Genomic DNA, 15898 nt, shown 5'->3' with positions numbered 1-15898 from the left:
TACGGCAGAAAAGATTACTTCCAGATAGAGTCGACTTCTTCTTGTGTTAGGTAACGGTATTCACCCAACTCTAAGGATTCGTCCATCTCGATTTCACCAATACGTTCACGGTGCAGTGCTTCTACCTTGTTACCAAGTGCTGCAAACATGCGTTTTACTTGGTGGTACTTGCCTTCGTGAATCGTTAGCAATACTTCTCGCTCTGCACGTACTTCTAGATGTGCAGGAAGTGTTAGGCCATCTTCGCTCTTAAGCTGGATGCCCTCTTTGAATTTTTCAACATAATCCGCTTCAACAGGCTCAACAAGCCATACACGGTACATTTTTTCACACTTGTGCTTTGGCGACGTAATACGATGAGACCACTTACCGTCGTCAGTCATTAAGACAAGACCAGTCGTATCAACATCTAGACGACCTGCAAAGTGCAGCTTGTCCATTTTGATTTCATCAAGCAATTCAAACGCAGTGCGATTTGAGCCATCTTCATGCGAACAAACAAAGCCTTCTGGCTTGTAAAGCATGATGTAACGTGGGCCGTGAACATTCAGTTCATTGCCTTGCCATTCCACAACGCACTCTTCAGTTACCTTGAGTGAGCCGCTTTTTTGAATGACATCATTTACTGTCACTGCTTTTGATTTTAATAAGTGTGTTGCTTCTCTTCGAGTGACGCCTAACGCATCGCACAGAAATTTATCTAAACGCATGAATACCTCAACTAATCTAAGTCGGGTATTATAGTCACCTTTGCTCAATTAGTTGAGCTATTTCACACTATTTGTTTTTCATCTTACAAGACACTATATGTATACACTCCGCCCGTACCAAGCTGACTCAGTAAAATCAGTGATTCATTACTTCAGAAAACACCAAACACCGGCTGTTCTTGTGTTGCCTACAGGCGCAGGAAAAAGCCTGGTAATTGCAGAGCTAGCAAGGCTTGCTAAAGGTCGTGTTCTAGTGCTTGCACACGTAAAAGAGTTGGTTGAACAAAACCATGAAAAGTATGAAGGTTATGGGCTAAAAGGTTCGATTTTCTCTGCCGGTTTAGGGCGAAAAGAGACCGACCAACAAGTGGTGTTTGCTTCGGTTCAATCTGTAGTTCGAAACCTCGACTCATTCTCCAATCAGTTCTCGTTATTGGTTATCGACGAATGCCACCGCGTACCAGATGAAAAGACCAGCAGTTATCAAAAAGTGATCACTCACTTACGTGAAAATAATTCGGGTATAAAGGTGCTTGGATTGACCGCGACGCCTTATCGTCTTGGTATGGGGTGGCTTTACCAATATCACACACGTGGCCAAGTTCGCTCTGAAGAGCCACGTTTTTTCAGAGATTGTATTTTCGAACTTCCAATTCGCTATTTGTTGGACGAAGGCTTTCTCACACCAGCACGCATGATCGATGCGCCTGTATTAAGTTATGACTTTTCCCAACTGAAGCCAGCAAGCACTGGTCGATATAAAGAAGCCGAACTCGATATGGTGATCGAGCAGTCTAAACGCGCCACTCCGCAGATTGTCGACCAAATCATTGAACTGGCCAAAGACAAACTCGGCATCATGATATTCGCTGCGACCGTTAGACACGCACAAGAGATCCTTGGCTTATTGCCAGAAGGCGAATCATCAATTGTAATTGGTGACACACCGACACTCGAACGCGACCAAATCATCAGTGATTTCAAAGAGCGTAAAATCAAGTTCTTGGTTAACGTGTCAGTATTAACCACAGGTTTTGATGCTCCGCATGTCGATTTGATCGCGATTTTGCGCCCAACTGAATCCATTAGTTTGTACCAACAAATCGTTGGCCGTGGCCTGCGCTTGTCTCCAGGTAAAAAAGAGTGTTTAGTGCTCGACTATGCAGGCAACAGTTACGACCTTTACCAACCTGAAGTGGGCGATCCAAAACCTGATTCCGACAGCGAAATAATCACCATTCCCTGCCCTGCTTGCGGCTTCAATAATAACTTTTGGGGCAAGCTAGACAGCAACGGATTCTTACTTGAACACTTCGGCCGCAAATGCCAAGGCTACTTTACCGATGAAGACACGGGCGAACGCGAACACTGTAATTATCGTTTTCGCGCTAAGTATTGCGGTGAATGCGGCGCTGACAACGACATCGCCGCGCGTATTTGTCATGAGTGCGATGCCACCTTAGTTGACCCAGATAAAAAGCTGAAAGAAGCGTTAAACCTAAAAGATGCGTTGGTGTTTGAGTGTTTAGAGATGGAGCTTAACGTTCTTAAAGACGACAAAGGTAAGTCGCAACTTAAAGTCACCTACCGCGGTGAGAACCAAGCACAAGTGCATGAGTTCTGGTCATTAACCACCAAGAAACAAAAGCAGAACTTCAAGGATCAGTTTGTTCGTCCTCACCTTGCCGACAGACACCGACCATTTGAAGAAGCTTCACCGAGTAAAGTGGTTGCTCACCAACATCGATTCCGCCCACCTCAATTCGTGATTGCGCGTAAAGTGGGACGCTTTTGGAAAATGAGAGACAAGATATTCGAAGACGAGCTACAGCAGCGTTAAGGTTAAGAATAAGTATTACGTTCTTAACACTTGGCAGTTAGTCTTCATTTATCAGGCCTTCCGCTATTAAGCGTTAAGTTTTTAGGTATCAAATTCTCATTATTAATCAGGTTCACTTTCTGTTCAGAATTACTTTTTTATACTGAACGCTATCAACCTTCTCTAGGATTCGCTATGTTTAGTAAAGCTATGATTTCTTTGTTTTCTATAAGCTTAGGCTTATTTGTTTCTGCTGGTGCATGGGCCGACTCACATCATAATGGTCATGACTTAGTGCAAGATGTTCATAAAGCAGGAACTCGTATCGAATTTGAAGAAGATCAAGACGAAGTCTACGAAGCCGTACGCGAAGGCTATATTCGCCCTTTCTCAGAAATGTATGCGGCCGTTGAGAACGATCTTCATGGTCGAATCATTAAAGTAGAACTAGAAGAAGACGATGATATTTGGGTTTATGAACTAAAAATCAATTACCAAAACAACATCATCAAAGTCGAATACAACGCCGAGACGTTAGAGATGCTCATGATTAAAGGCCGAAACTTTAAAGACGCAATTAAACACGGCGAATAATTAAGAGCGCAACTTTAAAGACACTATTAATCACAACGAACAGTCATTACAAAAATTAAGAAGAACAATTATGAAAATTTTAGTCGTTGAAGACGAACCTCGCTTGGGCCAACAAATTCTAGAAACTCTTGAGGGAGCCGACTGGGTTCCAGAACTTTCTCAAGACGGTATCGACGCACTCTACCGTGCGACATCGGAAGAGTGGGATGCCATCGTTCTAGACCTGGGCTTACCAAAGTTGGATGGCTTAACCGTGTTGAAAGGCATTCGAGACGAAAACATCAATACGCCAGTCGTTATCTTAAGTGCACGTGACACTCTTACTCAGCGTGTAGAAGGCTTGAATGCAGGCGCGGATGACTACCTAACAAAGCCATTTGAAATGGTTGAGTTGATTGCTCGTATTCGTGCGCAATTACGTCGTGCGTCTGGCAGTGCCGCTCCTGTTCTTCAAATTGGTGATTTAAGCCTAGATACACGCAGTTCTAAAGTGCTGTGGCAAGGCCAAGCGGTTAGCCTCACTGCGCTAGAATATAAAGTTGTCGCGTACTTCATGCATAACCAAAACAAGGTTATCTCTCGTACAGAGTTAGTTGAGCACATCTATAAGCAAGACTTCGACCGTGACTCGAATACGGTGGAAGTTTTCATCGGCCGTATCCGTAAAAAAATCGCACCAAAGATCATCAAAACCGTTCGTGGCCTTGGCTACCAACTCAATGCTGAATAGTGCTGTCGTCAATTTAGCGCCATCACCAATAATAAGTGCAATCATCAATTAAGTGGATAGCCTGTTCTGATCATCGTAATGCTGATAAACCGCGACGAGCAAAGGCAGGCTAGAAATGTATGAATCTAAAAAAAAGAACGCTTAAAAACATCAGTCTAAAAAGCCGCTTGCTCCTCGCTGCGGCTTTTTGGTTAGGTGCCATGATTTTAGCGGCGGGTATCGGTATACCAAAACTGGTTAATGATTATCTCGTCGACGATATGAAGCAACAGCTCAACCTCACCATGGACGAGCTAACCGCCAATATTGAAACTAACTCAAACGGTAACCTAATCATGGCAGAGCGCTTGTCTGACCCTAGGTTCAACCAACCTTACAGTGGTCTTTATTGGCGCGCGGCGACTCAAGAACAGATCATTCGTTCTCGCTCTCTGTGGGACAAAGACCTCACCATAAAACGTTCGCCGATTCACACATCCATCAAAGGGCCAGAGAAAGAGAGGCTGATTTATATTGAGCAAGATATCTACCTACCTGAGCTCACCGACCCTATCACGATCACGATAGGTATTGATGAAGATCCATTAGAGTCGACCCTGACGGAATTGACTGGCCAAGTATGGTTAATTCTGATGCTGTTGTTTGTTGGCGTACTGATGTTGATTGGTATTCAAGTCAGTTGGTCGCTACTGCCACTGAGTAAAATGCAGCGTGAACTGGTGATGCTAAGAAAAGGCGAACAACAAGGGTTAAGCGACAACTACCCGAAAGAGGTTTCTCCACTAGTTTCTGACCTCAATGCCCTACTCTTCCACTATCAAGAATTGTTGGAACGAGCTCGTAACCACGCGGGCAACTTATCTCATGCGTTAAAAACACCGTTATCGGTTCTGAAAAACGAAATCGAAATGCTGCCAGACAACGAGAAGAAACTGTTACAGCAACCGATTCATCAAATTCAAAGCCAAATCGATTACCACCTTGGCCGCGCACGCATGGCCGGGGCGATGAACATCCTTTCAGTGAAGTCATCACCTTGTGAGCGTATTGAAGCTATCGCGATGGCATTTGATAAAGTTTACGCGGTTAACGACGTTACCATGATCAACGAGTTGGATTCCGAACTTGAGGTCGCGGTAGAAAAAACCGACCTTGATGAGATGGTCGGAAACCTGCTCGAAAACAGCTACAAGTGGGCAGGCAGCATTATTCGCGTACACGCCAATGAACTTGCCGACGGTAATGTCGAATTGATTATTGAAGATGACGGTAAAGGCATCCCAGAAGAGAAGCTCGAACAGGTAACCAAGCGAGGCGTACGTCTTGATGAAACCACACCAGGTACAGGCTTAGGGCTTAACATCGTGAATGAGATGGCACACAGCTATCGTGGCAGCTTAACTTTGGGCAAAAGCTCAATGGGCGGCTTGAAAGCCTCTCTTTTTCTGAAGGTGTCTAAAGTCGTATAAAGCTCTTAATCGGAACATAAAAGCTAAGCGGCACATAAAAACTAAACCACACATAAAAGCAGGAGTTTGCACAATTTTGCAAACTCCTGCTTTTTTCTATCAATACACCATTGTATTGAACAGCTACATCTTCAACATAACCAGCGCGTCCATGGGCAGTCAGACCTTATTCAATCAGAGTATAGTCAGCCCCACCATCGCCAGTTATTGCATAGAGTGAAGCCCTATCATGTTGCCTTCACTATCACTCACAATACTGATAAAACCATGCTGCCCAATGGCCATTTTCGGCACTTGTAAAGCTCCACCATTTTCTGCGGCTCGACTTGCTTCTGTCGCACAATCCTCACAAGAGAAATAGACCATAGTGCTGTTGCCGCCAGCTTTGACATGAGACATATAACACAGCGCACCTGTAGCGCCGTAGCTGTCCATATCACAAGGAAACACCCACATTTCAACATCCATTCCCGCTTCAACATCTAGCTTATCGAGAGTGACATTAAACACAGCCTCATAAAAAGCCTTCGCTCGCATCATATCGTCGACGTAAATTTCAAACCAACCAATCGGATTCATTTGCATAACTTTGTCCTTAGCTTGTGCTTCTTAATAGCACCTTATTAGCATAGACAAAGGCAGAGATATTATTGCGGAATAAGGACTTTGATTTGGAGCTGAACAGTGGTGAAGTTTCCCACTGAGCATGATGTTAAGAAGAGTTTAAACAAGGCTCAATGGGAACATTCAAAGAATCAATGGGATAATCCGAGGATACGAAAATAGAGTGTGATGTGTTAATCCGGGTGCCTATATGTCATTGGTTGCGACTTCCAGTTTCTGTTCGTCAAAACCATAGGAACTCGCCCCAATCATGAGTATGTTGCCATCAGTATAGTAGTCATTCTTATCACTCATCACCTCAGCCTTAGCAAGCGGCACATTCGCGATACCTAGACTCGGATAAAGCGATTTTATTTGTTCTGCCAACCTATCGCGCTCTTCATCCACATTAGGATCAACCCGATGGAGAATGGTGACAATACCAGAGTACGGAGTCACTTTAAGACCATCATCGTAGCTGATTGCGCCTAACCACTTAGGTCGATTGCTATTATGATCAAGCCCTGCATTCCACCAACGAATATGGCTTCTTTTCATTAGATTCCCCGGCAGTTGAAAAGCCATATCTTGTGGCTTGTTTCGCCAATATAAATCCGACACTGGGGGCGTTTTCTCTTTCAACAATGCGAGATAACCTGTCCATTCAATCTCATTACGAGAGAAGGTTTGATTCTCTATCCAACCGAGCTGATTCATCAATTCACGCGGTGACTCCCCGACGTAAACAACATTAATCGCTTGCGCATCATAAATCGGGGACAGGCCGGGAAATGCCTTATATGTTACTTGCTCAAGGTCAATAGAAGCGACCTCTTCTGATATTTTCTGATTTAAAAAATCATCCGCTTTCCAGAAGAAGTGAGCGTAATTTGCATACAACACTGATGCTAACAACAAGGCACTCGATTTCAGCATCAGGTATCGCCATTTCATTCTATAACCAATGATCGTCACGACTAAAACGGCAAATGCGCCAAGTATTAAGCTTTGGTGTTCAGCAAGGAATATCTTAACGCTATTAAGCAAAGGAAAGCTCTCAACACCATGTGCCAATAACATGCCCCAAGCGATAAATTGTCCGCCGCCAAGAATAAGTCCAAACAAAGCTAATACGCTAAAACTGCGCCACGGTACACGATGAGAACCGGCAATGAATGGCACAACCCATGCAATAGGCCCTAACAGACGGGCGAATAATATGAGATAGGTGCCCTTACGGGCAATTAAGTATCGACAACGCGCAATCAACCTTTTGGTTTTAGGGCGGAACTTGATCAGTTTACGTTGTGCTTTCGCGCCGTATCGGTAACCAATCAAATAACTCAACTGATCACCCAATAGGCCGCCAAGCATCACAAACACCAGTGCAGACCAAGCACCTGAATACGCTTGGTAGCCTGCTGCGATAAAAAAGAGCTCACCGGGCACAAACAAGTTGGGGCCCATCAACGCATCACCTAAAGCCCCTAAGAAAAGTCCTATTCCTTCAAACATTTAAACCCCAGCGCTTATTGCTCGTTATAGTGTCCGAACTTGTATTTCATTTCATTGTTACGCATCTCACCAGAGAAAAAGCGTCGTACATTGGCTTTCAAATAGGTCATACCCGTTTTCATGATCCCATCTTGATCAAGCCTTCTAGGGTCGAATCCAAAAGTCATATTAAGGAAGCGAAAACGCCAAGTCTTGCTGGCTCTTTTCACGTAATCACAATCTTCACAAAGGACGATAGCTTCATCAAAACCACCTATCTCTTTATGCACTCGTTTGGTCGAGAAAATACAAGCACCAACCGCTGTAGGGAAAAAGTATTGGGTCGTAAGCAAACCTGCGTTGAACAGCCCGTAACCTAATTTATGCACCAAAGGTAACCCCTTAGAACTCATGTATACGCCAGCCACTTCCAGCTTTCTTTCATCAAGCTCATAGAGTGCTTTTGCTAAGAAGTTACGAGGCAAGCTAACATCGGCATCTAAAAATAGGATTCTCGAATGCTTAGCCAAAGAAGCACCAGTGTTTCGGCCTAAACTCACACCACGATCTTCCATGTGATGTACGGTCAGCTCTGGTAATGCGCTTTCATAAGCCTGAGCGACTTCTCTGGTGTTATCTTCACTGTTGGAGTCGACGACAATCACTTCGAACTCTTGGTGGGTTTGCACACTCAACTCTTCCATCAAGCGCCCAATTCGTTTCTCTTCGTTTAATGTAATAACGACAATGCTTACTGGTTCCATAACTTCACCTATTCATTCTGCTGTTTGATTAGCATTAAGAATAACTAACCAAGCCTTAACCAAGTCTTAGGCGAACATTCATTTTCCGTTCATTAACTTGATGATTTAGCAGCACTATAAATAGATAAGATTGGCAATGTAAAAGAAGATAAAATGGAGTAAATAAGAGTTAGTGAACGTTTTATCTCCAAACGAATCATTTATCGAAGGAAATTCACTTTGAGATGGGCTTCTGACTTGCTCAGATTTGAATGTGATGTTAGTATCCGCGCTCGCTTAAGCATGAACTCGTTTATGCATAAGCTTTACCACATACTCAAGGTCGCATTGAGGTGTGAAGTTAATTTTTACTAATTTGAGAGTAAAACTATGAAATTTGAAGCAGTAGTACGTACTGAACTAGGTAAAGGTGCGAGCCGCCGCCTACGTCACGCTGGTAAATTCCCAGCTGTAATCTACGGTGGCGAAGCAGCAGCTGTAGCTATCGAACTTGTTCACGCTGAAGTGATCAACCAAATGGATAAGCCTGAATTCTACGAAGCAATCACTCTACTGATTGACGGCGCAGAAGTTAAGGTTAAGCCGCAAGACGTTCAACGTCACGCGTTCAAGCCTAAAGTTGAGCACATGGACTTCATCCGTATCTAATTCCCTACCAAGGAATAAGATTGGATTAATCCAAGCCTTCTGCATAGAAAAGATAATCGATCTTACCAGTCGAGAAATCTAGAAATTCGAAACCCCGATGCTACCAACATCGGGGTTTCACCGTTTTTGAGCCCTCAAAAACGTCGTAAATATGTGTTCGAATACGAACTAAACATACCTAACCGCTCTACTTCTTTCAACGCAACGCAATCGGCAGTGATACCGACAGGCGCTGTATTAAGTGAATACCACTTAACATCATCAGCCTCTTGAGCTTTGATGTCTCCTTTCCAGTCACTCACGATAAAGTAATGGATCAACTGAAGCTCTGTTGTTGGGTGGTAAAGTGAACATAAGAACGTGTATTCAGTTGGAGTAACATTAAGCTCTTCATCGAGCTCACGAAATAGTGTCTGAACCTGATTTTCACCGTGTTCAATATGACCGCCAGGTATGGTAATCAAGCCGGGGTCCGTTTCTTTAGATTCACTACGCTTTTCCAATAATACTTGTGATTCGTTCAGCAAGATAAAAGAAACACACTCATGTACACCCATCAAATTTTCCTTAAACCATAATTTGGAGAATCAAACTTTCTTTACGACGACAGAGCCCGCTATGAAATCATGAATCGCTCTTCTTTTGTGATTAAAAAGCATAGAGATGAATTCTAAAACAACCCAACCAATCATGATGTAACCAAAGAAGATAAGGGCTCGACCTTGCTCCAAGCTTTCCCATGTTTCGTCATAAAACGAAAGCTGAGCATAAAGGTAGAGTTGGAAGGGAATCAGTATGATTGGAACAATATCTCTCATACAAGACTGTTTGAGAGTTAAGTTTCTGCTTTCAGATACATCGACCACCTTCACTCGAGTGACCATCTTACCGAGCGTTTGCCCGTACTTGGCATGCATCCCCACATAGTAAGTGATCCCAATTAATGAATACGCAACTCCCCAAGCAAACACACCACCCGAATTTATCACACCAGAAAGAACGTAATCGTCTATCCATTCCAATGGCAAAAATACGATTGAATCAACCAAGATAGCAAAGAAGCGTCTCCAAAAATTTGAATACTTATTGGCGTACATTTTTGTTCCTCAAGCCGTTGTCGGTAATAGAGCAGAGAATCTACAACACATCAGCATCTCCAACATTAAACTCGCAATGATTTATAAAACTAAAATCAATATCAATGTGAGTTACACAGCACTTAAGCTACACGCATGGGATTTATAAAATATAAGTTACCTTAATCACAACATTCATTATTGAGCATTTAAATTACCACTAAAACAAAGATATTCCCTTTGGTAAGAGTAACTTATAATGCATACTAGCGGCCTTTAAAAGAGGTGCTAAATGAAAAAGAACGGTTTTACACTTATTGAGCTTGTTGTCGTTATTGTGATCCTTGGAATACTCGCCGTCACTGCCGCTCCAAGGTTCCTCAACGTAAGTACCGATTCTCATATTGCAGTTGTTAAAGGTACTGGTGCTTCTTTTAAAACAGGGGTCGATCTTGCCTATTCAAAAAATTTAACCTCAAACGGTGGCGGTGCTTCCACGAACGTCCCTATCTATGATGACTCCGCGACCGGCCAGCTTGACTTCAATGAGTGGGGATATCCAGCCCAACAATGGTACTTACCCGAAGAATCTCCAAGATTAGATAACGCTGAAGACTGCATTTCGGTATGGGGCGCACTGCTCCTCGACCCACCTAGTATTTCAAGTTTCAATTCACCTGAAGAAACCGACTACATTGCTGAATATGTACAGACGGATCAGTGTATCTATCATTATCGAGTCGTACCGGGAATTTCCATTGACTACAACTCAATGAATGGCGATGTCACTGTCGACGATGATCCAGACAACTAAACCTTAAATGTCGGTCTCTCAACATACTTGGGATTTGACGATTTCTCTAAAGAAAAGTGCCACACATTAAGAATCAACACCACACGTTTAAGACAGGCTTGTTTTGACGTAAACGAGCGTACTGTCCAGATCTCCTGATGGCAAACACCGAGCATTCGCAAAGCGACCTTCAAGTTGATACCCACATCGTTTAGCCACCGCCTGACTTTTCAAATTCGATCCTGCCATTCTAATTTCGATTCGTTTCGCACCTTTTTGAATGAATGCATACTCTTCGACAATTCGGATGGCTTCACTCACATAACCAAAGCCAGTTTGGGATGTTTTTAACCAATAGCCAATTTCAAAGTAAGGGACAGTATCGTCTCTGATCATAAAACCAATAGCCCCGATAAATGCCCCCGTTTTCTTTTCAATAATATTGAACCAGAATTCTCCAATAAAGTTAGCGAAATTATTGGTAGCATCTTGAATGTTAAGTTCGAGCTGCTCTTTAGTTAGAAAATCAGAAACCCAAGGTAAGAATTGGGAAAACTCGACCTTGCATTCATTAATCACATCAAACATCTCTTCGCTGTATTTTAATGATGGAGGGGTTAATTTGAGCCTTTCACTTTCCATTGCTATGCCTTTTCCATTCAGAACGTAGAATCGCCAGCACAACGGTATCCCACCACTTTCCTTTAAAAAATCGGTGTTGATTGAAATGCGCTTCTTGCCTCATTCCGAGCACCTTACACAATTTAATCGCAGCCAAGTTCTTGCTGATGGTTTCCGCGTAAATACGGTGTATGCCTAACTCTGAGAAACCGAAACTAGCTAGGGCTGCTGCAGCCTCTAAACTTAGTCCTGTTCCCTGAGCTTCTCTCGCGAAAGCACAGCCCATTGAAGCTTGTAGGTTATCTTCAAGGCGTAAACAAACGGTTCCAATAAACTTCCCTGTATCTTTGCTTTCAACTGCAAGCTGATAGGACTGTCGAGGAACTTCTGAAGCCTGCTCAACAAACAACTGAGTTAGCTCTCGATATTTGTTAGGTTCGCAATCACTTTCATCATAGAAACGCTGATACTTAGCGTCTTGAGACATCGCAACAAAGGCACACTCGTCTTCGAGACTCATATCTCGAAGTATCAACCTGTCAGCTTCCAGCTTAAACATCAAAATTCCTTTTATCTTATAGCCTTGAAGGGAAAAGTCTCGGAGGTGTTTACTCGTATGCGTTCCCATTGTGTTTTAACCAACCGTGAGCATGACGGTTGTTAGGGTCTCTGTGAGTCCAGTGAATTACGCCACCTTTCTTGTTCAATAATGAAATACTCATTTGGGCAAGTTATATAAGTCCCTATTTAACGATGCTTGTATTGAGTAGGACAATACCCTCTCGAAACGTCCGAACTGCGCAGTTTTACATGCTTGGTCGAGCGCCCAGAAACACGTGAGCGCCACAATTTAAAACTGCCAAGCTTCAGATGGCTTCGCATGAAGCGAATCACTTCTGATTCATTCAAACCAAATTGCAGCTCTATGGCCTCAAACGGGGTTCTATCTTCCCACGCCATTTCTATAATTCTTGATTCATTCTCTTTAGTTAGCTTCATTACATACTCATCCATTATAAACTGGGTAAAAGTACGCTAGCTCTCACTTTTTAGATCAAAGTGTTATCGTTAAATTGAATACCAAATCATGCCGAAAAAGGGGGGGGATTTTCAGCTATCTTCTCTCCTGCCACTCGCAGCGCAACAACCCATATTTTACCGAGTCATAATACTCGCCTTGGTAATAACGAACTTTTCTGAGCCTCGCCTCTTGTTGAAAACCTAATTTCAAAGCAAGAGACATCATGCGAGGGTTACCTGACCAAGTGGTTAAGCCCACTCGTTCGATCTGCTTGCTTTCGAATAGGTAAGATACCCAAAGAGGAAGAGCCAATGCAGTAATGCCTTTACCCCAATACTCAGAGTTATAAATAACCACACCCGCTTCCAACCATCGTGTTTCTTCGCATTCCCAATAGCAACTGACAGTCCCAACAAGAACATCATCTACAACCACCAGCTGTAAATCGAACCCATCGAGTAAGCGTTGAAACGAATGGCTTTCAAACTCGTCTAAGGATGGGGACGAATATGGGAAATAAGGGCCGTTAAACTTCGTCCACTCATCGTTCGAGATAACCAAGGCATAAATGGCTGCCAATTCGCTGGGCATTGCTGGTCTTATCGTTATGTCCATTCACTTTCCTTGTCCTGTTTCAAACGCTGTCGTACTGTTCGATTATTCTCAGTATTAGCACAACTAATTTTTGTTGGAGTTTATTAGCTTTAACTGAGTATTTGCGAACTCTCTAAGCACTCTCGCATTATTGTGATGTGCGTTATCTCCGCATTGCTGTCCGTTCACTTTAATTTCAGGGCTAGAGTAGACAGGAATAATATCACGCTCATAAGACATTACCGTGCCTCTCTCTGAACAAGTAGCACCGAATGAATATGCAGGAGCTTTCGGATACCTGCCAGCGATAAAATGATCGATACTCTCGTGATCTTTTAACACCTTTTTATAGTCGTGGTTAGTGCCACTCAAGTGACCAATTTCATGTTCCATTGTCGAGTCTGGGCAATTTATCGCCAAAAAGAAAAAACGAGATACCTGAGATGCGACACCACAATATCGCGACTCGAACGCAGAATGATAATTAGAAAACACAATCCCTGAAAAAACAGGACGACCGTCTTCTGTGATTTCTTTAATTGGCTCTTCCATCGATAACTTAAGTAGCCTCTCTGCTGCGCTCAAATCTTGAAACCAAAGGCTGTCGATTTCAGACGTATAAGTCACCTTAGTGACTTTTCTCGTCATAGGGACGCAGGAGTTTTTTAACACCAGATTCGAATAGCTTTCCCATGTCGCTATCTTAGAGGCTATAAATGCTTTGGAATATTCGTCTAACACCGATTCATCAACATAAAGGTGGATTTCTGTATTCAAAACCTCGCTCTGTGCACAAGTAGGAAACTCGATGCTTTGAGCATGGCTCAATCGGCTAAAACTCGACACTATAATCAAAGCGTAACCAACTAGCCGGATAAGTCTCGTTAAAAAACTCTTATTTACTCGCGTATTCACCGCCACCCTCTCCCTAAGTTCAAAGTCTTAAACACCACTATAAATGCCGTGACTTAAGATTCATAACGTTCACATTTACCAACATCGTCGCTGGCGTATAAAAGTAACCTGCTCTATCTATGTTTTTCTGAAAATAAAAAAGCTCGCCAACGAGTGACGAGCCTTAATCATTATTGAACCTAACTGATTACGACACCTTGATTACTAAGACACTTGGTCACGTAACGTCAATTCGACATTTTTCAAAATTTTGAACTCTTCTCGAGTGCAACCGCGAGCGACGGATACCCAATGATCACCGGTTTCGTCTGCCCCTTTAAATTCTGCACGCAACTCGTATTTTCGCCATGAGACAAAAGCTAAAATGAAAGTCAGCGCAAGCATAGGCAGGCCAAACTGGGGAACAAACGCCCAAGTCGCAGCAGAGAGCACCAGAGCCAATGAAACGATATTGATAGCGTTTTCTTTGAAGCCCAATTGACGAATTTCTAACTGTTTAATTTTACGCAAACTATAAACATCTTTCTTAACTCGTAGTTCATTAGAACTGACAAGGAAGTCCGTGTCTTTATATGGTTTACGAAATCGCATTAAATTCGCTAACCCGTTGCGTGTTTGGTTGTTATTCATCGCCTTTCTCCATGTTATTTAAAGGTTAGTAAAAACTAATATAATCATGAAGTTATTGATGAGTAGGGAATTTATAAATCAAACAAATATTAAAATCAAGCTTATGTAATTAATAACACTTATAACAACACGACTTTAGCATGCAATATTTCAATATAGATAAGATTCATTAGCGTTTTTCTGCATCACAAATCAATGTACTTTAGCCAAATTGGTTACCAGCCAATAATTGACCCAATCTCCCCTCTAACAAGCTAAACGGAACGCATGATTCCTTCTGCTTTGTAACCACTTATTTCAACGAAATTTTCACAATGAATCTCGCACTCTAGGAATGCTGAACCACCGTCACATAACGCTCTATCTCGCATAACCAGCACAACCACAAGCCCTCTTACTTATTGGATTTTTGAATACCAAAATCATTCAATTGAACATATCAACACAGCTTATCAATTAAGCAATTGATCTCATAATAAAGAGGCTGTACGCTTACATTATGCACACGGTTACCTAATGGAGATCACGATGAATGAACTACTGACATGCGCTATGGAACAGAAACAACGAACAACAGTGACGAGTTTATTCGCAAGGAATGGATTCAAGATCGCAGCCACTGATTTTGATGACGTGACTTTCGAACGAGAGAGTGTATTGGTCAATGTTCGTTTTGATGCGTCTTCAAACGTTGAATCGATTTCAATTCTAAACAACTAACGAGATCACTAGCAGGACGCTGAAATGATTGAATGGTCAACATTTGAGTCATTTTAGCGTATCTAGCGACCCGTTCTTTTCTAGGTCCCCCCCCCCTCTTCTCTTCCCAAAAGCCTCTGGGTGATAATTAGGTCAATAACTCGCAATTCCATCAGCTTGGCTTATATTTATTAATACCCTTTGAACAAAAATTCGAAATAATGCCTATGTTCCTAACTCGGTTAATTTATGTCAGTACCCTTTCCGAATGTTGTGATTCCAAAGCATTGGAGGAGATACTCGCTATCTCGCGAGATCATAATCGGCAGAGCCATTTAACGGGGCTTCTCAGCCATAATCAAAAGTATTTTCTTCAATGTATTGAAGGTTCTAGAGAGGCAGTTAACCATACATACAATCACATCCTTAATGATGAGCGGCACAAGAAAGTGGCCATACTTTATTTTAAGGAGATTGATTATAGAGAATTTGGGGATTGGTCGATGGGCGACATTCCACAGTCCAATTTAACCGAGCTGTTGAATTTACAGTTTTCAACGTCTGATCAATTTAACCCGTACGAAATGTCTGGCGAAAGTGCTTATCGAATGCTTCTGGAGTTGAAACAGAATTTGCCGTCAGAATAATAGGTATTCCAAACCAGATCGTCAGCGAGTTGAAGGGCGAATATCACTCTGTTGCTAAGCACAAATATAAT

At 42.6% G+C, this 15898-nt stretch carries 20 protein-coding genes and 1 pseudogene; 8 read left to right on the top strand and 13 right to left on the bottom strand.

All coding sequences use genetic code 11. The annotated features are described in order from the left end of the window. Positions 1-14 precede the first annotated feature (14 nt). On the bottom strand, positions 15-710 hold the full coding sequence (gene rsuA / locus AC3CKG_RS05965) for a 16S rRNA pseudouridine(516) synthase RsuA (protein ID WP_029223631.1): 696 nt from the start codon (positions 708-710) through the stop codon (positions 15-17). A 97-nt stretch (positions 711-807) separates the two neighbouring features. Here rsuA and radD point away from each other — a divergent pair, with 97 nt between their 5' ends. From radD to AC3CKG_RS05945, 4 genes are all read left to right on the top strand, one after another. Beyond that, complete coding sequence (gene radD / locus AC3CKG_RS05960) at positions 808-2550, top strand: DNA repair helicase RadD (protein WP_488528989.1); 1743 nt, start codon at positions 808-810, stop codon at positions 2548-2550. A gap of 174 nt (positions 2551-2724) precedes the next feature. Continuing rightward, complete coding sequence (locus AC3CKG_RS05955) at positions 2725-3123, top strand: PepSY domain-containing protein (protein ID WP_017108242.1); 399 nt, start codon at positions 2725-2727, stop codon at positions 3121-3123. A gap of 70 nt (positions 3124-3193) precedes the next feature. Next, positions 3194-3853: a response regulator transcription factor gene (locus AC3CKG_RS05950; RefSeq protein ID WP_017111626.1), complete on the top strand. Its 660-nt coding sequence runs from the start codon at positions 3194-3196 to the stop codon at positions 3851-3853. 119 nt (positions 3854-3972) lie between these two features. Next, the gene (locus AC3CKG_RS05945) at positions 3973-5322 is read left to right on the top strand and encodes an ATP-binding protein (RefSeq protein ID WP_488528988.1); all 1350 of its coding nucleotides are present in this window, start codon (positions 3973-3975) and stop codon (positions 5320-5322) included. A gap of 204 nt (positions 5323-5526) precedes the next feature. Here AC3CKG_RS05945 and AC3CKG_RS05940 read toward each other — a convergent pair whose 3' ends face one another. The 3 genes from AC3CKG_RS05940 to AC3CKG_RS05930 all read right to left on the bottom strand — a co-directional run bounded on the left by AC3CKG_RS05940 (position 5527) and on the right by AC3CKG_RS05930 (position 8183). Next, on the bottom strand, positions 5527-5907 hold the full coding sequence (locus AC3CKG_RS05940; protein WP_017111624.1) for a VOC family protein: 381 nt from the start codon (positions 5905-5907) through the stop codon (positions 5527-5529). Between the two features lie 225 nt (positions 5908-6132). After that, positions 6133-7440 carry an LssY C-terminal domain-containing protein gene (locus AC3CKG_RS05935; RefSeq protein ID WP_488528987.1) on the bottom strand — a complete coding sequence of 436 codons (1308 nt, stop codon included), beginning with the start codon at positions 7438-7440 and terminating at the stop codon, positions 6133-6135. 14 nt (positions 7441-7454) lie between these two features. Further along, the gene (locus AC3CKG_RS05930; protein ID WP_488528986.1) at positions 7455-8183 is read right to left on the bottom strand and encodes a glycosyltransferase family 2 protein; all 729 of its coding nucleotides are present in this window, start codon (positions 8181-8183) and stop codon (positions 7455-7457) included. A 369-nt stretch (positions 8184-8552) separates the two neighbouring features. Between AC3CKG_RS05930 and rplY the strand changes: the two genes are divergently transcribed. After that, a complete protein-coding gene (gene rplY, locus AC3CKG_RS05925; RefSeq protein ID WP_017079048.1) occupies positions 8553-8831 on the top strand; it encodes a 50S ribosomal protein L25 in 279 nt (92 codons plus the stop codon). Between the two features lie 134 nt (positions 8832-8965). On the opposite strand, the gene AC3CKG_RS05920 is transcribed toward rplY, so the two are convergent. Then, the gene (locus AC3CKG_RS05920; protein WP_488528985.1) at positions 8966-9388 is read right to left on the bottom strand and encodes an NUDIX hydrolase; all 423 of its coding nucleotides are present in this window, start codon (positions 9386-9388) and stop codon (positions 8966-8968) included. Positions 9389-9418: 30 nt separating this feature from the next. Further along, positions 9419-9928 carry an RDD family protein gene (locus tag AC3CKG_RS05915; RefSeq protein ID WP_488528984.1) on the bottom strand — a complete coding sequence of 170 codons (510 nt, stop codon included), beginning with the start codon at positions 9926-9928 and terminating at the stop codon, positions 9419-9421. Between the two features lie 271 nt (positions 9929-10199). Between AC3CKG_RS05915 and AC3CKG_RS05910 the strand changes: the two genes are divergently transcribed. Next, positions 10200-10721 (top strand): type II secretion system protein, encoded by a 522-nt coding sequence (locus AC3CKG_RS05910; protein ID WP_488528983.1) that lies wholly within the window; start codon positions 10200-10202, stop codon positions 10719-10721. An 87-nt stretch (positions 10722-10808) separates the two neighbouring features. Here AC3CKG_RS05910 and AC3CKG_RS05905 read toward each other — a convergent pair whose 3' ends face one another. The 7 genes and pseudogenes from AC3CKG_RS05905 to AC3CKG_RS05875 all read right to left on the bottom strand — a co-directional run bounded on the left by AC3CKG_RS05905 (position 10809) and on the right by AC3CKG_RS05875 (position 14481). After that, on the bottom strand, positions 10809-11342 hold the full coding sequence (locus AC3CKG_RS05905; protein WP_488528982.1) for a GNAT family N-acetyltransferase: 534 nt from the start codon (positions 11340-11342) through the stop codon (positions 10809-10811). Then, the gene (locus AC3CKG_RS05900; protein ID WP_488528981.1) at positions 11332-11880 is read right to left on the bottom strand and encodes a GNAT family N-acetyltransferase; all 549 of its coding nucleotides are present in this window, start codon (positions 11878-11880) and stop codon (positions 11332-11334) included. The genes AC3CKG_RS05905 and AC3CKG_RS05900 overlap by 11 nt, the downstream gene beginning before the upstream one ends. 49 nt (positions 11881-11929) lie before the next feature. Then, a pseudogene (locus AC3CKG_RS05895) lies at positions 11930-12025 on the bottom strand (DUF3465 domain-containing protein); the annotation flags it as partial. 43 nt (positions 12026-12068) lie between these two features. After that, positions 12069-12320 (bottom strand): TIGR03643 family protein, encoded by a 252-nt coding sequence (locus AC3CKG_RS05890; protein ID WP_122055687.1) that lies wholly within the window; start codon positions 12318-12320, stop codon positions 12069-12071. A gap of 115 nt (positions 12321-12435) precedes the next feature. Next, entirely contained in the window at positions 12436-12957 is a 522-nt protein-coding gene (locus tag AC3CKG_RS05885) for a GNAT family N-acetyltransferase (RefSeq protein WP_488528980.1), read from the bottom strand. A 63-nt stretch (positions 12958-13020) separates the two neighbouring features. After that, complete coding sequence (locus AC3CKG_RS05880) at positions 13021-13851, bottom strand: hypothetical protein (RefSeq protein WP_488528979.1); 831 nt, start codon at positions 13849-13851, stop codon at positions 13021-13023. Positions 13852-14055: 204 nt separating this feature from the next. Then, complete coding sequence (locus AC3CKG_RS05875; RefSeq protein WP_488528978.1) at positions 14056-14481, bottom strand: hypothetical protein; 426 nt, start codon at positions 14479-14481, stop codon at positions 14056-14058. A 528-nt stretch (positions 14482-15009) separates the two neighbouring features. Here AC3CKG_RS05875 and AC3CKG_RS05870 point away from each other — a divergent pair. Further along, a complete protein-coding gene (locus AC3CKG_RS05870; protein WP_004734640.1) occupies positions 15010-15201 on the top strand; it encodes a hypothetical protein in 192 nt (63 codons plus the stop codon). Between the two features lie 206 nt (positions 15202-15407). Next, positions 15408-15827, top strand: a complete 420-nt coding sequence (locus AC3CKG_RS05865; protein ID WP_488529227.1) for a BLUF domain-containing protein — start codon at positions 15408-15410, stop codon at positions 15825-15827. Positions 15828-15898: the final 71 nt, after the last annotated feature.

The organism is Vibrio sp. QJM3NY_15 (genome assembly GCF_057785995.1).
The sequence above is the reverse complement of the archived record's forward strand: the minus strand, read 5'-3'. Positions and strand labels throughout refer to the sequence as shown.